Origin of the sequence: Flavobacterium aureirubrum (genome assembly GCF_038739835.1) — a bacterium.
GTDB lineage: Bacteria > Bacteroidota > Bacteroidia > Flavobacteriales > Flavobacteriaceae > Flavobacterium > Flavobacterium aureirubrum.
Genome location: NZ_JBCGDO010000001.1, coordinates 272,528 through 293,988, shown reverse-complemented (window position 1 = coordinate 293,988; position 21,461 = coordinate 272,528). Strand labels below are relative to the sequence as shown.

At 29.5% G+C, this 21,461-nt stretch carries 17 protein-coding genes and 1 tRNA gene; 10 read left to right on the top strand and 8 right to left on the bottom strand.

Annotated elements, in window-relative coordinates; genetic code table 11:
- Positions 1-149 precede the first annotated feature (149 nt).
- From WFZ85_RS01295 to WFZ85_RS01265, 7 genes are read left to right on the top strand one after another with little or no spacing between them, the layout of a single operon-like run.
- On the top strand, positions 150-1,748 hold the full coding sequence (locus tag WFZ85_RS01295; RefSeq protein WP_342694472.1) for a site-specific DNA-methyltransferase: 1,599 nt from the start codon (positions 150-152) through the stop codon (positions 1,746-1,748).
- A gap of 2 nt (positions 1,749-1,750) precedes the next feature.
- Complete coding sequence (locus WFZ85_RS01290) at positions 1,751-2,050, top strand: DUF4160 domain-containing protein (protein ID WP_342694471.1); 300 nt, start codon at positions 1,751-1,753, stop codon at positions 2,048-2,050.
- A 5-nt stretch (positions 2,051-2,055) separates the two neighbouring features.
- Positions 2,056-4,719, top strand: a complete 2,664-nt coding sequence (locus tag WFZ85_RS01285; protein WP_342694470.1) for a DEAD/DEAH box helicase — start codon at positions 2,056-2,058, stop codon at positions 4,717-4,719.
- 4 nt (positions 4,720-4,723) lie between these two features.
- Positions 4,724-6,991: an AAA family ATPase gene (locus tag WFZ85_RS01280; RefSeq protein WP_342694469.1), complete on the top strand. Its 2,268-nt coding sequence runs from the start codon at positions 4,724-4,726 to the stop codon at positions 6,989-6,991.
- Between the two features lie 36 nt (positions 6,992-7,027).
- Positions 7,028-7,489 carry a hypothetical protein gene (locus WFZ85_RS01275; protein ID WP_342694468.1) on the top strand — a complete coding sequence of 154 codons (462 nt, stop codon included), beginning with the start codon at positions 7,028-7,030 and terminating at the stop codon, positions 7,487-7,489.
- 15 nt (positions 7,490-7,504) lie between these two features.
- A complete protein-coding gene (locus tag WFZ85_RS01270; protein ID WP_342694467.1) occupies positions 7,505-7,879 on the top strand; it encodes a hypothetical protein in 375 nt (124 codons plus the stop codon).
- 10 nt (positions 7,880-7,889) lie between these two features.
- Complete coding sequence (locus WFZ85_RS01265; protein ID WP_262319051.1) at positions 7,890-8,144, top strand: hypothetical protein; 255 nt, start codon at positions 7,890-7,892, stop codon at positions 8,142-8,144.
- Positions 8,145-8,175: 31 nt separating this feature from the next.
- Here WFZ85_RS01265 and WFZ85_RS01260 read toward each other — a convergent pair whose 3' ends face one another.
- From WFZ85_RS01260 to WFZ85_RS01240, 5 genes are all read right to left on the bottom strand, one after another.
- A complete protein-coding gene (locus tag WFZ85_RS01260) occupies positions 8,176-9,324 on the bottom strand; it encodes a DUF3871 family protein (RefSeq protein WP_413789720.1) in 1,149 nt (382 codons plus the stop codon).
- Positions 9,302-10,177 carry an AAA family ATPase gene (locus WFZ85_RS01255; RefSeq protein WP_342694466.1) on the bottom strand — a complete coding sequence of 292 codons (876 nt, stop codon included), beginning with the start codon at positions 10,175-10,177 and terminating at the stop codon, positions 9,302-9,304. Before WFZ85_RS01255 ends, WFZ85_RS01260 begins: the two co-directional genes overlap by 23 nt.
- 369 nt (positions 10,178-10,546) lie before the next feature.
- On the bottom strand, positions 10,547-13,048 hold the full coding sequence (locus WFZ85_RS01250; protein WP_342694465.1) for a DEAD/DEAH box helicase family protein: 2,502 nt from the start codon (positions 13,046-13,048) through the stop codon (positions 10,547-10,549).
- Between the two features lie 53 nt (positions 13,049-13,101).
- The gene (locus WFZ85_RS01245) at positions 13,102-14,307 is read right to left on the bottom strand and encodes a site-specific integrase (protein ID WP_026711890.1); all 1,206 of its coding nucleotides are present in this window, start codon (positions 14,305-14,307) and stop codon (positions 13,102-13,104) included.
- A 235-nt stretch (positions 14,308-14,542) separates the two neighbouring features.
- A tRNA-Met gene (locus WFZ85_RS01240) sits at positions 14,543-14,615 on the bottom strand.
- 116 nt (positions 14,616-14,731) lie between these two features.
- On the opposite strand from WFZ85_RS01240, the gene era reads away from it, so the two are divergent.
- Positions 14,732-15,613, top strand: coding sequence for a GTPase Era (gene era, locus WFZ85_RS01235; RefSeq protein WP_342694464.1), 882 nt, complete (start codon positions 14,732-14,734; stop codon positions 15,611-15,613).
- A gap of 3 nt (positions 15,614-15,616) precedes the next feature.
- On the opposite strand, the gene WFZ85_RS01230 is transcribed toward era, so the two are convergent.
- On the bottom strand, positions 15,617-16,123 hold the full coding sequence (locus tag WFZ85_RS01230; RefSeq protein WP_342694463.1) for a hypothetical protein: 507 nt from the start codon (positions 16,121-16,123) through the stop codon (positions 15,617-15,619).
- Positions 16,124-16,218: 95 nt separating this feature from the next.
- Between WFZ85_RS01230 and der the strand changes: the two genes are divergently transcribed.
- The gene (der, locus tag WFZ85_RS01225; RefSeq protein ID WP_342694462.1) at positions 16,219-17,529 is read left to right on the top strand and encodes a ribosome biogenesis GTPase Der; all 1,311 of its coding nucleotides are present in this window, start codon (positions 16,219-16,221) and stop codon (positions 17,527-17,529) included.
- Between the two features lie 7 nt (positions 17,530-17,536).
- Here der and WFZ85_RS01220 read toward each other — a convergent pair whose 3' ends face one another.
- Positions 17,537-17,743 carry a hypothetical protein gene (locus tag WFZ85_RS01220; RefSeq protein ID WP_342694461.1) on the bottom strand — a complete coding sequence of 69 codons (207 nt, stop codon included), beginning with the start codon at positions 17,741-17,743 and terminating at the stop codon, positions 17,537-17,539.
- A gap of 220 nt (positions 17,744-17,963) precedes the next feature.
- On the opposite strand from WFZ85_RS01220, the gene WFZ85_RS01215 reads away from it, so the two are divergent.
- Positions 17,964-20,675: an outer membrane beta-barrel protein gene (locus WFZ85_RS01215; RefSeq protein ID WP_342694460.1), complete on the top strand. Its 2,712-nt coding sequence runs from the start codon at positions 17,964-17,966 to the stop codon at positions 20,673-20,675.
- Between the two features lie 28 nt (positions 20,676-20,703).
- On the opposite strand, the gene WFZ85_RS01210 is transcribed toward WFZ85_RS01215, so the two are convergent.
- Positions 20,704-21,441: a tetratricopeptide repeat protein gene (locus WFZ85_RS01210; protein WP_342694459.1), complete on the bottom strand. Its 738-nt coding sequence runs from the start codon at positions 21,439-21,441 to the stop codon at positions 20,704-20,706.
- Positions 21,442-21,461: the final 20 nt, after the last annotated feature.

The window sequence follows — 21,461 nt, the reverse complement described above, 5'->3', positions numbered from 1 at the left end:
AATAAGTGGGGGTATTTAGTGGGTTTTAGAAGTGGCGGGGGTGTTTTGTACGGAAGCTTGTATGTGTGTAAAATAGTTGGAGCTAAATTTTTTACCAAAAAAAAATTTAAAAAAATGTAGTACATTTAGCATTTTAAATTTTAACATATATGCCAACACTCAATTGGATAGGAAAAGACAAAGTAATTAACCATCATCAAGATGTACCTTATAAAGTTTTAGAACAGCAATATACTTATAGCAATGGTTCTGAAACAGATACTTTTGTTAGTGAAAACAAAATTATTCACGGAGATAACCTAGAGGCTTTAAAAAGCTTACTACCACAATATGAGGGCAAAATAAAGTGTATTTATATTGACCCACCTTATAATACAGGAAATGAGGGCTGGGTATATAATGATAATGTAAATGACCCTAAAATTAAAAAGTGGTTAGGGCAAGTGGTGGGTAAAGAAAGTGAAGATTTATCTAGGCATGACAAGTGGTTGTGCATGATGTACCCAAGATTAAAGTTGCTTCATAAATTATTGGCTGATGATGGTGCTATTTTTATATCAATTGATGATAATGAACAAGCTAATCTTAAATTGATTTGTGATGAAATATTTGGGGTTGGAAATTTCATTAACAATATAATTTGGCAAAAAAAGTATAGTCCTCAAAATGATGCAAGGTTTTTTTCTGATATGCATGATTTTGTAATTTGTTATGCTAAAAACAAAAATAACAATGACAAAATAGGATGGGTTAGAAATCTTTTACCTAGAACTGAAGATGCAAATAAAAGATATAAAAATTTAGATAATGATATTAGAGGAGTATGGAAATCAAGTGATTTTTCTGTTAAAACATATTCAAAAGATTATGACTACCCCATAACCACACCATCTGGAAGAATTGTTAATCCTCCTCAAGGAAGATGCTGGAGAACATCAAAAGATAATTTTCAAAAACTATTAGATGAAAATAGAATTTGGTTTGGTTCTAATGGAGATAATGTACCTTCAATCAAAAGATTCTTAACAGAGGTTCAAGATGGTACTGTACCAGTAACTTTATGGTTCAGAGAAGATGTTGGTGATAACCAAGAAGCTAGACAAGTTTTGAAAAATATTTTCATAGATGCTGAATTTCCATTTGACACCCCAAAACCACCTAGACTTATTGAAAAAATAATTCAAATAGGAATGAACTATAATGATATAATTCTAGATTCCTTTGCAGGTTCAGGCACAACAGCACATGCAGTTTTAAATCTAAATAAGCAAGATGGAGGTAACAGAAAATTCATTTTAATTGAAATGGAAGACTATGCCAACACTATTACTGCTGAAAGAGTAAAAAGAGTAATTAAAGGTTATGGCTCAGAAGCTAAACCTATTGAGGGAACAGGTGGTGATTTTAGTTTTTATGAATTAGGAGAACCTATATTCTTAGAGAATGATTTATTAAATGAGGCTATTGGTATAGAAAGAATTAATGAGTATGTGTGGTTTTCTGAAACAAAATCTAATTACATAAAGCAAAATGAACAGTACTTACTAGGAGTTAAAGAACAAACTGCCTATTATTTCTATTATGATAAAGATGCTATGACCACATTAGATGAAAGTTTTTTAAGAAAATTAAAAACTAAAGCAGAGCAATATATAATTTATGCAGATAATTGTTTGTTAGATGAAAAACTAATGAGTAAATATCACATTATTTTCAAAAAAATACCAAGAGATATAACTAGGTTTTAAATATGTATGAAATAATATTAACACCCATTTTAAATAACTATTTTTCAAATAATTTAGGATTAGTTGAAAAAGAACGGATTGCTACATTAGGAAATATGCAAATAATCATTTATTCTAATGACCATAATCCTCCTCATTTTCATGTCAAATCAAAAGATTTAACAATAGATGCGAAATTTAAGATTGAAAATTGTGAATATATTTCTGGAACTATTGCTAGTAAAGAGATTAAAATTGTTGAAAAATTTTATAATGATGTAAAAGTTAAAATGTTGATGAATCAAATTTGGAGTAAAAAATAAACTTAATGGAATTAAAGCCATACCAACAAGACGTAATAAAAGATTTAGAAAATTACCTTTCTTATCTACAACAACATACCAATCCAGCTAAAGCTTTTAATGAGTTTTGGACTGACAGAGTGGGTGCATATAATCCACTTACACAATCTGGAATGAAACCCTATAAAGACAACATTCCCGGAGCAGTACATATTGCTGTAAAAGTTCCAACTGCTGGTGGTAAAACTTTCATAGCTTGTAATGCCTTATACACTATAAACAAATTTTTCAATCAAGGAAATGCAAAAGCTGTAGTTTGGCTTGTGCCTTGGAGTAATTTGTTACAACAAACTTATAACAATTTAAATAACCCTAGTCATCCATACAGAGAGAAAATCAATAGTCTTTTTGGTCATAAAGTAGAAGTGTATCAAAAAGACCAACTTTTGCAAGGAGCTAATTTTAATCCAACTTCTGCAACAGAGCAACTTAATATTTTTGTATTGAATTTTAGTAGTTTAAGAATTGATAAAGCTAAAAAAGAAGATAGGAAGATATTTCAAGAAAATGGTGCTTTAGAAGCTTTTAGAGAGACTATCATAAATAAAGATTTAGTACTTGAAGATACAGATGAAACTGCTTTAATCAATGTTATTAGGAGTTTAAATCCTATTGTGATTGTTGATGAAAGCCACAATGCAGAAAGTGATTTGAGTGTAGAAATGCTCAAAAATTTAAACCCCTCTATGGTTTTAGATTTAACAGCTACACCAAAGGAGAATAGTAATATTATTAGTTTTGTTAGTGCTTTAAAATTAAAGCAAGAGCATATGGTAAAATTACCTGTTGTGGTTTACAATCATCACAAAAAAGAAGAAGTTATAAATAGTGCATTACATCTTCAAAGACAACTAGAATTATTAGCCAAAGAAGAAGAAACTATCACAGGAAAATATATAAGACCTATCATTTTATTTCAAGCTCAGTCTAATATCAAAGGGAAAGACAATACAACCTTTCAAAAAATTAAGGAGCAATTAGTTAAGTTAAGAATACCAGAAGAACAAATCAAAATCAAAGTTAGTGGTATTGACGAGTTAAAAGGAATTAATCTAATGGATAGAAATTGTCCTGTTAGATATATAATAACTGTAAATGCACTTAAAGAGGGTTGGGATTGTCCTAATGCTTATATTTTAGCTTCTTTGGCAGATAAATCTTCTCCTGTAGAAGTAGAGCAAATTTTAGGTAGGGTATTAAGACAGCCTTATGTAACAAAACATAATAGTCCTTTATTGAACATGTCTTTTGTATTAACTGCATCTGCTAGATTCAATGATACTTTAGATAATATTGTAAAAGGATTACAAGATGCTGGATTTTCTAAAGAAGATTATTTTGCAGAGGAATTACCAGAACCAAAATTAACCAATGAAGAAATTTTACAACAAGATTTGTTTGAAAATCCTGTTGTTACAGAAGTAAAATCTGATGATGATTTTAATATAAATGCTATTGACTTTAACCCTGATGAAGAGGTTACTTTAGATAGCTATACAAATAACATTACAGTTATAGGACACATTACTGAAAAAGCTGTAATTGAGAGTAAAGTTTTTGAAGAAAAAGTAAACAGCATAGAGATTGATGATAATACCACCTTTTTTACAGAAGTTATGAAACAAACTCCAAAAAGATATGTTATAGATAAACAATTTGAATCTATTACAAAAACTATTGTATTACCTCAATTTTTCTTAAAAACTGAAACAGATGAATTAGCTCAAAATATTTTGTTTGAAGAGCTAACAGAAAGTGATTATTTATTAAACAAAAATAGTTTGCTCAAAGGTTTTAACTTGCTAGAGTGTGATACTAAAATTAATTTTGATGAAATTTCTGCTGAGATTTATTCTGTAGATTTTGATAGTAATAAAGGAACAGCTACAGCTAATAAAGTTTCACAAAGAGCAAAAAATATATTGGTAGATACTATTTTGTCAAAACCAAAAGAAAACCAAATTAAAGATGTAAGTAAATTTATTGTAAGCAAATTAGGTGATATGACACCTATTTCAGAACAAGACTTAAAGCGTTATGTAGGTAGAGTATTTGAAAGTTTATCTAATGACCAAATTAGAGATATCATCAATAATGAATTTATCTATATTCAGAAAATTAAAAACAAAATCAATGACTTAAGTTCTGCATATTCAAAACAAAGATTTAAGATACTACTTGATTCCAATGAGGTTTTTGTAAAAGAGAATTTTTCATTCAGTGAAAGTATCAACCCTATCAACTTAAGTACTGCAATTGGGAAATCATTATATGAACGTGAAGATACTATGAATGGATTTGAACAAGATATGATTATGACCATTGCAACAATGGATAATATAATATTTTGGCATAGAAATCTAACACGTGGTAAAGGCTTTTTTATTAATGGATATTATAGAGACCATTACCCTGACTTTATTATTTATACCCAAAAAGGAAACCTTGTTTTAATTGAAACTAAAGGAGACCATTTGGATAATGATGATAGTAAAGATAAAAATAAATTAGGCAAAATATGGGCTGAAAAATCAGGAGAGAAGTACAAGTATTTTATGGTTTTTCAAACCAAAAATGTAGAAGATTGCTATACAGCAAATACAATAATTGAAGTTTTAAAGAGGTTGTAGAAGTATGATTACAGAAATTAAACTTAAAGGAATTACAAGTTACAAAAATGAGGTCATTATTCCTGAATTAAAAAAATTAAATTTTTTCTTTGGTAGTAATGGTAGTGGTAAATCTACAATTGCAAAGTATTTGTACAATTTAAGTTTAAATGAAGATAATAGATTATTAAACATCTCTAATTGTAATCAGAATGGTTATAATCCAATAGAAAATGAAATTCTAGTTTATGATGAGAATTTTATTAAAAGAAATTTCATTGATAAAGATTCTCTTAATGGAATTTTTTCTCTAAATGAAAAAAATGCAATTATTGATGACATTATTGAAAAAGAGCAAGATTTAATTGATAAATACAAGCTCTATTTAAAAGATAAACTTACTATTGAGAGAGCTAAAATTTTAAAAGATATTTCTGATAGAGAGAAAAAATTAAAAGAAGATTGTTTTAAAAAAAGAAATCAATACAATGAAAGTTTTTCAAAGTTAAGTTTAAAGCATTCAGGAAATAGTGCTAATCATTTAAGTGAAATAAGAAAACTTCGAAAAGATAATAAAGAAAAGAATCATTCATTTAATGATTTGCAGAATAGTTATAATTTACTTTATGAAAAGGAATTAAAAAAAATTAATTCAAATATTGATATAATTTTATACAGAAAAGTCAGAAAGCTAGAATTTAAAATAAATAATATTTTACAGGAAGTAATAATAGGTAATAATGATGTTGATATTGCAGATTTAATTAATACATTAGGAATAAAAAAATGGGTTGAAGAGGGTACGGGATATATTAATCTAACTCTAGAAAAGCAAAAATGCCCATTTTGCCAAAATGATACAATAGATAAAGAGATTATTGAAAAATTCAATGATTATTTTGACATAAATTATAAAAATAAAATCAATGAAATTGAAAATCTAAAAAATGAATATTCTGATTTAATTTCATTATTAAATGAGAATTTTAATGCAATTAAAAATGAAACAAATAGTACTACTATTAATGAATTGATAGCTGATTTCAAAGATTTTATTTATGACAATGAAAAGACTTTTAGAGTAAAGTTAGAAAAATCTAATGAGAAAAAGTCCTTACGCTCTATTCTTGAATTTAAAACCAATTTAAAAAAAATCATAAATGATATTAAACTAAATAATAGTGTTTTTGAGAATATAGTAACAAATAAATCTAAGCTAGATAATGAAATTTGGGAGAGATTAGCTTTTCAATCTAAAAGTATAATAGATGATTCAGATTTAGAAATTTCAAAATTAAATAATAGAATTAAAGCTTGTGATAGACTTAAAATTTATATTAATGACAAAATAGCTAATTCGGAAAAAATCATAGATGAGAATAAAGAAAATACAGTAAATACAAATATTGCAAAAGATAATATAAATACAATTCTTAGGAGTAGTGGTTTATCAGGTTTTGAAATTGCACCAAAAACTACAGAAAATAACATCACTCAATATTATTTAAAAAGAGAAAATTACAATGATTCTGTTTTCAAAACTTTAAGTGAAGGAGAAAAGAATTTTATTTCTTTTTTGTACTTCTATCAATTATGTATATTAACTGATGATGAGAACAAAAAAGACAAAAAAAAGATTATTGTTATTGATGACCCTGTTTCAAGTTTAGACAGTCAAGTACTTTTTTTAGTAACTACTTTAATTAGAGAATTAGCAAAGAAGAAAGGTAAAAGTCCTAACCATAATGAATTTGCATTACCTAATATTGAGCAAGTTTATGTGTTAAGTCATAACATATATTTTTTTAAGGAAGTTACTTTTGTACAAGGGAGTAATAATAAACTTTGTAATGATTTAAATTATTTTCAAATTACCAAGATTAATCAGCAAAGCTCTGTAATTAAATTACATAAAAACAATATCAATAGTGATTACAATTTACTTTGGAAAGGGCTGTACACTCTTAAAAGTTCTTCTAATAATGACATGAACATTGTAATAAGTAATTTAATGAGACGTATTATTCAAAGCTATTTGAATTTTACTAGACTAGATAATATCGAATGGAATATTATAAATGATTTACCCCCTGAAGAACCTAAGAGAATAATTTTTAGTGCATTAATTTCACAAATTAATGATGATAGTCATCATACCTCACCTTTTGAAGAAATGCATTATCAAAAAATATCAAATACAACTCCTGAATTATTATTTGAAGTTTTTGAGATGATTTTTGATGAAATTGGCAAAGAACATAAAGAAGCAATTATTAAGTATGTGACAGCATAAAAAAATAAAAGAGTAAAGCAAAATTTTATAGAATAAATGAGAGATATAATTAATGAAACAGCTTTTGAAAATCATATAAGAAAAGACATTTTGAATAATATTATTTCTGAAAATCAAAGCTATAAACTCTTCAATTTTAAAAAAGCAGTTGATGTATTGATTGCAAAAAATGGAGCTAATCCAGAGTTATATTTTTTAGAAATTAAGTATCACAAAAAAAGTCATGGAAGACTTGGTTTTGGTCATGGCAAAGGTGGTGGATTTCAACCTGAGTTATTAAAAGATAGAACTGATTATTTTGAAAAAAATTTACGCTGGATATTAGGAAATGAGGATAGTGAGAATTATTGGTTTGTAGATAATTCAATACCCAGAAATTACTTAAATGGTGATTCAGTTGGGGAAAAGTACAATGGTATTAAATTGAAATTCTTTAATGAAGTAACACCTATAAGTAAGTCAGAACTGATAGAAAAGATTAAAGAATGGTTGTATTAAATAATTTGAAGTAAAATGACACAATTAAGAAAAGTAAAGTACAAGTTAGAAAATTCCAAAACTTCAAAAGTTGGATTTTTCCATATTTTCAAAAAGAATATTGCTGAAAATGGTTCAGAGATTATTTTAGGAATTATAGAAGATGAAAAGACAGGGAATTTATTTGAAATTCAAATAGCCAACTTTTCATTTACAAAAGAGGTTGTTAAAAATGTAATACCAAATTCAATCTCAAAAAATGCTTCTACAGTCAATGAGTCATCAGATTTCATATTTGAAGATGATAATGATGATTTACCATTTAATGTAAGTGATGATTTAAAAACTGTTACTGATAAAAATGGAGGTATTGTTTTTGACGGAAATACCAATGATGAAATAGTTATATAAGATTATTAATATGACAAAACCAGATTTAAGATTAGTTGAGTATGTAACTAATGCTGATTATACAGAGAAAGTATTAAAAAATCATCCTAATAATAAAATTGGATATTTCCATTTATGGAGAGTACAACAAAAAAATTATGGTAGTGATTATTTCATTGGATTAGTTGAAGATTTAAAAACAGGAGAGTTATATCAATTAACAGCTGAAAGAATAAGATTCTTAACAGAAAAAGAAGTTGTAGATTTTTATACTGTAAAAAAATAAACCCAACCCCTTGATTGGGATTGGGTTCTTCTCAACTCAAAAACCAATGATAGTTAGAGCTACCATTTAGTGTTTTTAACAAGCCATTTGAGAAATCAAATGCATTTACATTTCTATCCAAGAACGTATCAATGTAGCTACTCTTATTAGCTTGAGTAAAGAGATTATATACATTCCAAAGGTTAATATCCCCATTTTCATTTCTGCTGAAACTAGCATCTTCGTAATAGTCTTTTGCTATAGTATTAAGCTGACCATCATTGAAATTTAGAACAGGAATATTCAACTTATCTTTTTTAGGCAAGTGCTGATATAATCTTGTTCTACCCAATAATTGAGCAAATTGATGTTCTGTAAGTGAGTGTTCAGAAAGTTGCTTCATTTGTGCTAATTGCTTTTCTGCATTAAAATTGTACAACACTTCTAAAATCTTGCTTTGTAATTCTTGATACGAACTTACACGCATTTCCTCTACAAATCCATCACTTGATACAGCTAAATTGCAACATACTTTGACTTGAAAGCCAATAAAAAACTTGAACTTTTCAATAGTCTTTTTGTTGTATAGGTTCTCTAAATTATACGAGCGTACTCCACCTATTACCAAAGCAATTTCATTACCATTGATTGTCTCAACAATACTAGGTATTCTAATAATGAATGCCATTCTTTCAAAGTATTGTGTTCTTTCGTGGTCTAGCAAATCTTTAGCTTGCTTATTTATTGCATCAGGAGTTCTGCCTTTAATTTGGTGTGAAACTCTTACTTCTGGTTCATCAAATATATAATGAGGGAATACTCTACTAACACAATCTTGTGCTATTTCAATAAACTCTTGATGTGCAATAGTTCTTTCATTATCTTTTGAAAATACAGGTATTACACAATCACTTTTTAAGGTGTGCAAACTAATTTCTGAAGTATTAGCTTCAATAAATGGTTTGGGTACAAATAAGCTTGTTTCTGTAGGTTTTGAAATAGTTTCTACAGTAATAATCTCATTAATCTTACTTGGTAGCATAACTTCATTATCTATATCAATATTTTCACTTTTAGGATAATTCAATATAGTTTTAGTACCATTTGGATTTACTCTTTGTAATACCAATGTTCCTTCTGTGATACTACCATTATTCTCTATTATGGTAGTAGAATTTTCAGTGATGAGTTGTGTGTCCATTTGTTGAAAATGATTTAGGGTTTAACAATAATTCTTTCGAGTTGATAGTGTCTTTTTGAATTTTAAAATCGTACTCTAATAATTCACGCCATGAGCTGTATTGATTGTATAAGACTTTCAATTCCTCAACTGTTTTAGTAGCTTTAATTTTTTCTCTAGCATCTTGTAAGTTAGTACCAGAATTGCACCATTCTAAAATCCTTTTACCAGTTGCAGAATTAATCACAAACTCTGGTTTATTCATAAATAGCCCTGTTCTGTCCTTACTTGCTCTTGCTAAATGATTGTCATTAATTAACTCGAAATTGACTGTAAGCTCATATTCAAAGCCTTCTCTAGTTATTTCTTTAGTACCAAATTTTTGTACTTTCAATCTACCATTAGCATCTTTGTCAATATCATACTCAATTTTTCTCCTAGCTGTAGTAATAACATGGCAACTTGATTGTAGAATTTTATCAATAAAGGCTTGATGTCTTGGTGTTACAATAGCCCAATCTTGGAATCTACCACCTAGTTTTTCGTGAATATCTAAACATCCACCTGAACCATTCCACTCATGGGTAATAGAATCCACAATTACAACAGAGATATTTGAATTCTCACATAGGGTAATTGCTTCAATGTACCTCTCAGGTGTATAGGGAGCAGAAATATCTATTACATAGAAGTTTCCTAAATCTGAGTACAATGATGCAGAGGAATTTTCAGTATCAATAACTGCTATTTTACTCCAATCATTAGTCATTCCATAGGCTAATAATAATGCTGACTTAGTTTTACCAAAGCCAGAAGCTCCACTTATTCCTAAACGGAGCTTAACTTGTTTTCTTTCGGATTGCTTTAATTGCATAGTAATAAAATGTTTAAGTTGATTAATTTGTATATAAAAAAATAGCCAAAAATTACTTTTGGCTATTAGCTTTAAAATGTTTTGAATAGGGGTGTTTTAATTGATAATGTGGTAGAAATTTAGTAGCTTTGTGCTATACTCAAACCTACTACAGAGTAGTCCTCCTCCAAGTTCGTGCGTTGTTTAATCCAAAGATTTATCTAGGGTGGGAAGATTAAAAAGAAACCCTATTAGTTGTGAAATAGAAACTAAACCTATAGAGATATTTCTATAAGTCTAGCTGGAATTTGAGGTTTTTAGGAAAGTTTAATTACGTCCACTTTTGATACAATCCTATATAGGTAAATATCAAAACAGGACGAGTTAAAATTATATTGGAGTATGTATAAATTTTCCATCTACAATTTCATAATTGATATAATCCAAATACTCATCAGAAAATGAAATATCTGCGGGACTTACAAAGTCTAGTACCTCTTCAAAATTTGGCAATTCATTGATAGAGTTAATTACTTTTACAATCCTTCTAGGTGGAGTTGATTTTTTGTAATTTTCAGTTTCAAAAAAATCATCAATTAGTTTAGTATAAAAAGATTTTACTTTTTGTTTAAATGTATGTGTTGGTTTAAATCTCTGTTTAAATTCAAAAATATTATTTCTTATAAATCTATCCTGAGTAACAAAATAGTCAATCATACTCTCAAATCTAGCTTGTTCTTGCTCATTAACAAATCCTCTTGGTGGTGTAGCTAAAACATATCTGTAATCTCCTCTAGTTGAGGAAGAACTTGTTTGAATACTTTGAATTATTTTATTTCTGTAATGATTAAGTGTTCTAAAAGCATTTATTCTTTTAGTTGTAAATTCATCTGAAATATAATCATTTAAATTTAATCTCTCTGCATGTACAATACCAAAAGAAAAGTAATCTTTTCTTGAAAATTCATAATCTCTAAATCCTCTTAAAGATGTGTAGTTCATTGCAGAAAAATAAGCATTTGGATAAATAATCCTCTGTATAAAACCAATTAATTGTACTTCAAATTTTCTATTCTTATACTCTTTTATTGTATCAAACCTTTCATCATTAACTTTCAGTTTTAACCTATAGCTTTTGAATAAGTTGTTTCTAAATTCATGATAAAACCATAAATCAGAACTATCTCTATATGTCATTTGATAAGTTTCTGAATCCATATACATTTTATAGAAATGTTGTAACCTGTTTTGGATTTTATTTTCCTCAAATATTATGAGGGGTTTGTAGGTAACTCCCTTTAAATTGCAATTAATAAACTGATTAGTAATAGCACAATAGGTAATATATGCAGATAAATCTTTACCAAAAAACTTAAAATTGTTAGCAAGGTAATCCTCTCCGTATTCTAGTTGGAATAATTTAAACTCAGGGAAGATTAATCTAACTAGTTCATCTCTTTCTGAATTTTTTACTTCTTCAATTTCATTAAGAAGATTCCCTCTGTACTCCTCTTCATAAAATTTACGTAGTATTTCATTTTGAGTATTTAATGGGACATACTTTACTAGTTCTTTTGTAGCTGAGTGGTCTTTAATAATTTCATAGAATTTGGCAAATTCAAGTTTTAATTCATCATCAAATGGTAATGTAAGATAATCAAAACTCTCTGGAGGAGGCAATATAATATGTATTTCTCCACCTCTTTTTCTTTGTCTTGCTAAAGCTTGAACTACAGATATTATACCATTACTAAAAATTCCATTAAGATTTTTAAATGGCATTCCCTCTCCTCTGTGAGGCATGATGATAATATAAGCATGATTGGTTTTTTCTATACTTACACCTGTTTTGAAATTTGTTCCAACATTACAATCTGTCTTACTAAACCTATTTGTTACTTCTAGCTTACCCATTCTTTGATTTGAGTTTAAATCAGAAGTACAATTTTGAATTCTAGTATTGTATTTATAAAGTTCTTTGCTAACCCCATCATTTTTTGGATTGGTCATTTCATCAGCTAGATTTTTTGAATATGACAAAATATCAACTTTTTTACCTCTCTCCAATGCGTCTTGTACAACTGCTACAATTTGCTCATTGTCATTTTTAAAATATTTGGCAGGGTTATAATGCAAATACAAAGCACTTTGATTTTTTGGAATCCTTGTTCTTTTTGACTCAATGATTTGTATATTTTTATCTGTTAATTCAGCTAAATATTCTATTACAATCTTTGAAGCTTCATTGAATGTAGCACTTATGATAAAATTCTTGTGTATTACTTCTTTCCATTTCCATAGATTGAAAATGAACTCTTCTTTAAAGTTGTGAATTGCATCATGGATTTCATCATAAATAAAAACTACCTTTTTGTTTTTTGCTTTACAATGCCTAGCTAAATCATTAAGGTATTTTCTTTTAGCTTGGGAATTAATAAAAGCATCTTCTCCCGGATTACCTAACAAACCATTTACTGTGATGATATGTATTTTTTTATCAATATATGATATATTGTTTTCTTGACCAATATACTCATATCTGTAAATTTTGTTTTCTGGAATTTGTTCGCATGAAATATCATTAAAATACTGTTCAACAAGACTTACAAAAGGTGAAGCAATAAAGATTAAGTATTCTTGATTTTTATCAAAATAATACCTTTTGGCAATCTCAATAATTGAATAGGTTTTACCTTGACCTACTGCTGCATTTACAACAACAGTATTTTTCTCATCTAGAATTATGTTAGATTGCAATTGCTCATTAATCCAACCTAATCTATTAGGTTCAATAATTATTTTATCATCAACATTAAATAAAGGAAAATCTTGAGGATTTATTTCTTTAAATTCTATTGGAAAATCTTGAAAGTGTATGTTTGGTAAAGCCATCAGTAATAAATAATTGTGCTGTAAATATACTACAACACAATTATTTATCAAATCTATTTGTTTAGTCTATCAGAAAGGTTTGCAACTTGTTCACTAACTTTTCTTTGAACCACTTTAGCATAATGCTCTTGTGTGGTAGATAGCTTTGAATGCCCCAATAATTCACTCACAATTTCCATTGGCACATCATTATAGAGTAATACTGTTGTTGCAAATGTTTTACGAGCTATATGGTGTGTAAGTTTCTTTTCAATACCAATTATCTCAGCTACTTCTTTAATGTAAGAGTTAAATTTTTGATTAGAAATTATTGGCAACAGCTCTTTATCTGATTTGTATTTATCAAGAATCTCTAATGCTTTTGGGAGTAATGGCAAAGCAAATTGTTTCTTTGTTTTTTGCCTGTACATATCAATCCAAAGTTTGTTATCAAACTTCTTTACAATATGCTTAGCTTTTAAACTAGCCATTTCTTGATAGGGTAAACCTGTATAACAACAGAACACAAACATATCTCTCACTTGTTCTAATCTCTTTTGTGAAAACTTGTAATTTTCTAAGCTAGATAATTCTTCAGGGGTAAGATAAGTAATGTTATTGATTACTTTTTTGGGCTTGTACAAAATAAAGGGATTTGTTACTAAAAAACCCTCAGCTAAAGCAAGTTTAATAATTTTAGATATTCTCTGTATGCTTTTATTGATGGTTATTTGTTTGAAGTTTTTTTGTGTTTTAAGATAAAAATCAAAATCCTGTAAAAACTTTAAACTTATATCCTCTAGCTGTATATTACGCTTTTTAGTTGTGTAATACAGAAAATCCTCAGTGTGCTGTTTGGCTTCAATAAATTTTGAATGTGTAGATTTTGAATACTCTTTACCTATCAACTTTTCCATTCTTGAATTATGCAATTCAAAAACTTCAATTAAAGACTTTGCAGGTTTTACATCTTCACCCTTATACTTTAGGTAAATATCATCTACATCAAAATCATCATTCTGAACTTGTAGAAATAAAAAAGCCTGATTAATTTCTTGTTTAATCAGGCTCAGTTGAGTGTTTATTTGAGTGTTCTCTACATCAGGAGGAACTACTTTTTGTAATGTGTTGTTCCAATTATCTGGATTAACAAATATGCCTGTTGCAAATGGCTTTCTTTTACCTAGATATGTGATTCTGCAAACTAATGGAACTAATCCTTTTTTGTTTTTTCTTGTAGCAGAAATCACAAACAATATTTTAATTGGTTGTGTTGTCATTAGATAGTTTATTAGTTATTATTGAAATTTTAGATATGCAACCCATAGAATTTAGATATGCAACCCAAATGTTAGCCTTTTTGCAACCCAATTTTAAAAAGTTGCAACCCTAATTGTATGCCTCGCTTTATTAATTTATGAGATTTATTAGAATGGCTGATTTCAAGAGAAGTATTGATTTTACTGAAAAGTATAGACATAAAAAAACTCCAATCTTTCAATTGAAGCTTCTTAGTAGCGGGAACAGGACTCGAACCTGTGACCTTCGGGTTATGAGCCCGACGAGCTGCCTACTGCTCTATCCCGCGATGTTTCGAGTGCAAATATACAATGAATATCAAGAAATGCAACAAAAAATGCAAAAAATCTTTATTTCCTCTATTGAACTGATATGACTACCTTTGCACCAATTAAATCAAAATACATGTCACATAAAGCAGGATTTGTAAATATTATTGGAAACCCAAATGTGGGTAAATCAACCTTGATGAATGCATTTGTTGGGGAAAGATTATCCATAATTACGTCCAAAGCTCAAACTACACGTCACCGAATTTTAGGTATTGTCAATGGCGAAGATTTTCAAGTGATCCTTTCAGACACACCAGGGATTATAAAACCAGCTTACGAAATGCAAAAATCAATGATGGATTTCGTAAAATCGGCTTTTGAAGATGCTGATGTATTGATTTATATGGTTGAAATAGGCGAAAAGGAATTAAAAGACGAAGCCTTTTTTAATAAAATAATCCATTCAAAAATCCCAGTTTTATTACTTTTAAATAAAATAGACAAATCCAACCAAGAAGAACTAGAAGAACAAATTGCTTTGTGGAAAGAAAAAGTTCCTAATGCAGAAATTTATCCCATATCTGCTTTAGAAAATTTTAATGTCAAAGAAGTTTTTGCGCGCATATTGGAATTACTTCCTGTTTCTCCACCTTATTATCCAAAAGACGCTTTGACCGACAAACCCGAACGTTTTTTTGTAAATGAAACCATTCGTGAAAAAATTCTTTTGAACTACGATAAAGAAATTCCATATGCAGTAGAAATTGAAACCGAAGAGTTTCTTGAAGACGAAAAAATTATCCGAATTCGTTCTGTAATCATGGTGGAACGCGATACGCAAAAAGGAATTATCATCGGTCACAAAGGTGCTGCTTTGAAAAGAGTAGGAATGCAATCTCGTGAAGATTTAGAGAAGTTTTTTGGAAAACAAATCCACATCGAATTGTATGTAAAAGTCAACAAAGATTGGCGAAGTAATGCTTATCAATTAAGACGATTTGGCTATAACCAATAACTTTTAACTTGCCATAATTTTTTCGAATTCGTTTTCCAAATCATTCATTTGATCATGGCCTCTTTCACGCAATTGTCGAGCAATGACATAGAGTAAAAACCAAACGATGACCATGATAAACATTACAACTAAATCCATCATCATGGGCTCTTTTAAGGTATAATTGGAGTAAGCGAACATGGCAAATAGCAGAAAAGTTCCGGCTACAAAAAAATGTAAAAACATAAAAAAAGTCCACATGGTTTGTGCTGGTCCAAACAAACCTCTAATGTGGGTGGCATTTTTTTCATTGCCTTCCATTTCTTCCAATACAATGGTTAAATGTGGTGACCAATAGTGCTGTTTTTCTCCCGAAATGGTAAACTGAATGTAATTTTCTCTTATTTTAATATAGAAATCAGAAGAAATTACTTTTCGATAGTCGATAAATTTTTGTCTTATTACATCAATATTTTCTTCCACGTCTTTAAAAAAACGGAGACGTAATCTAATTTCATTAGTGGTGTCCATTGCTGTTTACTTTGATTATTAAACTATACTAAGTTAATAAAAAAATTGATATTGTGTTCTTTAATAGTACCTTTGCACCTTATTTTAAAAATATCATGAATAATATTGTAGCCATAGTAGGAAGACCAAACGTTGGAAAATCAACTTTTTTTAATCGATTAATCAAAAGAAGAGAAGCGATTGTTGACTCGGTTAGTGGTGTTACTCGTGATAGAAATTATGGAAAGAGCGAATGGAACGGAAAGGAATTTTCTGTGATTGACACTGGTGGTTACATCAAAGGTTCGGATGATGTTTTTGAAGCTGAAATTCGTCGTCAAGTTGAATTAGCAATTGATGAAGCCGATGCGATCATTTTTGTAGTAGATGTAGAAGAAGGAATTACTCCGATGGATGCTGAAGTGGCAAAGCTTTTAAGAAAAGTGACCAAGCCAATACTTTTGGCAGTTAATAAAGTAGACAATTCGATGCGAGAAAAAGACGCCATCGAGTTTTATAATTTAGGATTAGGAGAATATTTTACTATCGCCAGTATTAGCGGTAGCGGAACGGGAGAACTTTTAGATAAATTGGTAGAAGTGTTACCTGAACTTCCAGAAACATCAGAGGAAGAAGAAGCGTTACCAAGATTTTGTGTTGTGGGTCGTCCAAACGCAGGAAAATCATCTTTTATCAATGCCTTGATTGGTGAAGATAGATATATTGTTACCGATATTGCTGGAACAACACGCGATTCTATTGATACAAGATACAATCGTTTTGGGTTTGAATTTAATCTTGTAGATACAGCTGGAATTCGGAGAAAAGCGAAGGTAAAAGAAGATTTAGAATTTTATTCGGTGATGCGTTCCGTTCGTGCGATTGAACATTCAGATGTTTGTATTTTATTGATTGATGCGACGCGTGGTTTTGAAGGTCAAGATCAAAGTATCTTTTGGCTTGCCGAAAAAAATAGAAAAGGAGTAATTATTTTAGTCAACAAATGGGATTTAGTCGAAAAAGATACCATGTCAACACGCGACTACGAGAATAAAATTCGCGAAGAGTTGCAACCTTTTACTGACGTGCCCATTATTTTTATATCCACATTGACTAAACAACGTTTATTAAAAGCATTAGAAGAAACGGTAAAAGTTTTTGAAAATAGAAAACAACGAATTTCAACTTCAAAATTCAATGATTTTATGTTGAAATTAATTGAAGCCTATCCACCGCCAGCATTAAAAGGTAAGTATGTGAAAATTAAATACTGCATGCAATTACCCACACCAACACCTCAGTTTGTGTTTTTTGCCAATTTACCACAGTACGTGAAAGAACCCTACAAACGTTTTCTAGAAAATAAAATTCGCGAAAACTGGGATTTTTCGGGTGTTCCAATCGACATTTATATCAGAGAAAAATAAAAGTAAACTACTTGTTTTTCTTCGGATTGTCTTCGTACCAATCGTTAAAAACTTTTTTGGTAGTATACTTTTCTGTCAAGGTTTTGTAGACAGTAAGGATAATCAATCCGTTTCCTGCAATAAAAAGTGACATCAGCAAGGCATAGTTTGCGGCAAACTGACATAAAACAATATAAAGCACTAAAAACACGGTAGTAAAAATGATGTATTTCATAACATTAATTTTTTTCAAAGATAATGTTTAGTCATTTTAAAATAATGTTAAACAAAATATTATTTTAATAACAAAGTAATAATGTCAGAAAAAACACGTTCTTACTTTTGAATTTCAATCAAATTATACACTTTTTATTATTTATTTTATGCCAAGATGTTTAACTGTTGTTTGCCTATTATTTTGTAGTTCTTTTCTTTTTTCTCAAAACTCCGTCAATTTGAAAGGAAAAATTGTCGACCCAACTACCAAATTACCTATCGAATCTGCCACTGTTTATCTAACTTCGGTTAAAGATTCTTCGGTTGTAGATTACACTATCACCAATAAACTAGGAATGTTTTCCATAAAAGTTAGGAAAAACAGCAATCCCGTTAATCTTAAAATTTCATACATCAGTTATCAAGATTATATTATTCTAGTAGATGATTTTTCGGCGGATAAAGATTTTGGCACATTGGAACTGAAAGAAATGACTAACGAATTGAAAGAGGTTGTCATTAAATCGGAAATTCCGCCTATTCGAATTAAAAAAGATACGCTCGAGTTCAATGCATCCTCTTTCAAAGTTGGTGCCGATGCTAATGTGGAAGCTTTGCTGAAACAATTGCCAGGTGTAGAAATAACGCCCGAAGGAAAAATCACCGTGAACGGTAAAGAAGTAAACAATATACTTGTCAATGGAAAACCATTTTTTGGGAAAGATGGAAAAATTGCTACTCAAAATCTTCCTGCGGAAATCATAGAGAAAGTGCAAGTAGTTGATACAAAAACTAAAGCCGAAGAAATATCAGGCGATGCTGCTGGTTCAGAAGAAAAAACCATTAATTTGACTATCCAAGAAGATAAAAACAAAGGGTTTTTCGGAAAAATAATGGGTGGATATGGTTCGCAAGATCGATACGAGTCGAGTTTATTGCTCAATTATTTTAAAGGAGAACAGAAAATTAGTGTTTTGGCTTCTTCTAACAATATTAATTCGATAGGTTTTTCGATGGATGAAATTTTTGACAATATGGGTGGTGGTCGAAATACTTCTATCTATGTTGATGATGACTCGGGTTCTTTCGGCATTAACAATATGTCGTTTGGTGGCGGCAATCGCGGAATTACGCGTTCTAATTTGATAGGAGTTAATTATCAAGATAAATTTTTTAAAAAATTTGACCAAAGTGGCAGCTATTATTTTACTAATGCCGAAACTGAAAATGTGAATAGAACGGAGCGCATAAATCTACTGCCTCAAGGAAAAACCTTCACAAACTCTACCGCAAATACATTGAATACTAGCAACGGGCATAATTTAAATTTGGATTTTGAAGTAAAGATAGACTCGTTATCAACGATATATTTTAATCCTCGTTTTCAAAATAGCATTACAAAAAATAGATCATCGCGCAATCAAATTACCACAAATGAGCTTTTTGAAGAATTAAATAGAAGTGTGAATACTGATTTTAGCGATAATGAAAATTCAAATTTTGAAATAGATGCCAGTTACAGCAAAAGATTTAAAAAGAAAAACCGCGGACTTTCGTTAAATTTAGAATCGAAGATTACAAAAAACGATAACTTTTTAAATACTAATTCGGCTACGCTTTTTGCTGATGCTACGCCAGACGATATCAGAAATCAAAATCAGTTGAATACCGGAACCAATAATTTTGTGAAACTTGAAGCTCGATTTGGTGAACCCTTAACCGATTCACTGCGATTAAGTTTGACTTCAGAGGTTACCATTCGAAAAGTGACTGACCAGTTGGCTACATTTGATTTTAATTTAGGAACAAATGAATATGACGATTTTAACGATTTTCAGTCTAATACTACTGGTTCACGAGCTACTACTTTTTTCCCATCGACAGGTTTAATTTTGAGTAAATCAAAAACTAATGGACGAATCAATTTTGGTCCCGAATTCATCACTTTTAATGCCAATTCAAACTATTTAGGCGTAAATACCGATAGAAATAAAAATTATGTTTTTCCAAGAGTAAAAGGATACATCAGTCATACTATCGGAAAATCGAAATCGATTTATTCTTTTTATGATTATGGCGTAGAATTACCACAAGCCAACCAAGTTTTACCAGTAGAAAATCTGTCCAATCCGTTGAGCACTTTAATTGGAAATGACGAGTTAAAGCCCACTCAAAGACACAATCTTTACTTTAGTTTCAATAATTATGATTATCAATCTCGCTCGGGATATTATATCTTTTCAGGTTTTAATTTGAGTAATAATGCAGTGGTTTCTTCCACCGTGTTTGATGCAAATTTTAAAGCTACCACTACCTTTCAAAATGTAGATGTGACACATAATTCCTATTTTGGAGTGAATTGGAATAAATCGTTCAAAAAAGAAAAACGTACATTAAGTTTTAGTTCAGGAATAAATGTGAACTATAGCTTTGAACAAGGATTGACAAATGCCGTTTTGTTTGAGTCTCGTGGCTTACAACTCAATCCTAGAGTAAATCTAACCTGGAGTATTGATGAGTTAATCACCATTGCGCCAAGTTATCGCTATACTTATTTTAAAACCGACTTTAAGAATTATGTCATTGATAATGCCATTAATTTTTTACACAATGCCAAGCTCGAAATTACCTCTTATTTTCCGAAGAAATTTGTAATTGGTTCCGATTTTGGATATACCTATAATTCCAATATTGCTGATGGTTTTCAGAAAGATTTTTATTTATGGAATGTGAGTTTGGGTTATAACTTTTTTAAAGACCAATTGTTAGCAAAAGTGAAAGTGTATGATGTTTTAAATCAAAATTTGAACAACACTCGAACCATAACACCGACGGCTATTATCGATGCTGAAAATATTGTTTTACAGCGTTATGTCATGTTTTCTTTAACCTATAAAATGGAAAAGTTTGCTGGGAAAAAGAAGAATGACAATATGATGTTTATGGAATAAAAAGAGGATTGAAATGAAATACTTATCTTTACTTTGATTTACTACACTTGTTACTTAAAATTTCCATAGCAGGGTAGTAATTCAACTGGAAAGCTTTCTTCAAGTCTTTGCAATAATCACCTTCTATTTTGAAGTTGATGCAATAAACAGCTCTGTTGTAATAACTTTCACCATTTTCTGGATTTAGTTCAATCACTTTGTTAAAATCAAGAATAGCATCTTTGTTTTTTAATTGAGCTCTTAAAACCGCTCTGTTCTGATAAGCGTCAATAAAATTAGTCTTAATTTTAATTGCACTATCGAAATCATTAATGGCAAGTTCAAATTTTGATGAGATTTTATAAAGTATTGCTCGATTAAAGTAGGCTACAGAATTATCAGGGCTCAAAACAATGCATTTTGAATAATCTTCTATCGCACCTTTATAATCCTCAATTAGAGATTTTGTATAAGCTCTGTTGAAATAGGCTTTGGATGATTTGTCATTTAAAGAAATACATTTTGTGTAATCTTCAATGGAATTTGTGTAGTCTTTAAGTTTTTCTTTGAGAATTCCTCTACTAAAATAGGCTTCAAATTTATCAGGATTTAATTCGATTGCTTTATCATAATCCTCCAATGCGCCTTCATAATCTTTAAGGTTGTACTTGGTATAACCTCTAAAATAATAATTATTAGCTGATGGATCAGTTTTTATTAAATCAGTATAGTAAATAACATCTTTTTCAAAATCTATTTCTTGACAAAAAGATGCAACTCCAAACAAAAACAATTTTATACAAAATA

Coding starts and splice junctions, on each gene's coding strand:
- der (WP_342694462.1), top strand. CDS start 16,219: ATGAATAATATTGTAGCCATAGTAGGAAGACCAAACGTTGGAAAATCA.
- WFZ85_RS01255 (WP_342694466.1), bottom strand. CDS start 10,177: ATGCAATTAAAGCAATCCGAAAGAAAACAAGTTAAGCTCCGTTTAGGA.
- WFZ85_RS01260 (WP_413789720.1), bottom strand. CDS start 9,324: ATGGACACACAACTCATCACTGAAAATTCTACTACCATAATAGAGAAT.
- WFZ85_RS01275 (WP_342694468.1), top strand. CDS start 7,028: ATGAGAGATATAATTAATGAAACAGCTTTTGAAAATCATATAAGAAAA.
- era (WP_342694464.1), top strand. CDS start 14,732: ATGTCACATAAAGCAGGATTTGTAAATATTATTGGAAACCCAAATGTG.
- WFZ85_RS01230 (WP_342694463.1), bottom strand. CDS start 16,123: ATGGACACCACTAATGAAATTAGATTACGTCTCCGTTTTTTTAAAGAC.
- WFZ85_RS01220 (WP_342694461.1), bottom strand. CDS start 17,743: ATGAAATACATCATTTTTACTACCGTGTTTTTAGTGCTTTATATTGTT.
- WFZ85_RS01250 (WP_342694465.1), bottom strand. CDS start 13,048: ATGGCTTTACCAAACATACACTTTCAAGATTTTCCAATAGAATTTAAA.
- WFZ85_RS01280 (WP_342694469.1), top strand. CDS start 4,724: ATGATTACAGAAATTAAACTTAAAGGAATTACAAGTTACAAAAATGAG.
- WFZ85_RS01245 (WP_026711890.1), bottom strand. CDS start 14,307: ATGACAACACAACCAATTAAAATATTGTTTGTGATTTCTGCTACAAGA.
- WFZ85_RS01285 (WP_342694470.1), top strand. CDS start 2,056: ATGGAATTAAAGCCATACCAACAAGACGTAATAAAAGATTTAGAAAAT.
- WFZ85_RS01290 (WP_342694471.1), top strand. CDS start 1,751: ATGTATGAAATAATATTAACACCCATTTTAAATAACTATTTTTCAAAT.
- WFZ85_RS01265 (WP_262319051.1), top strand. CDS start 7,890: ATGACAAAACCAGATTTAAGATTAGTTGAGTATGTAACTAATGCTGAT.
- WFZ85_RS01270 (WP_342694467.1), top strand. CDS start 7,505: ATGACACAATTAAGAAAAGTAAAGTACAAGTTAGAAAATTCCAAAACT.
- WFZ85_RS01295 (WP_342694472.1), top strand. CDS start 150: ATGCCAACACTCAATTGGATAGGAAAAGACAAAGTAATTAACCATCAT.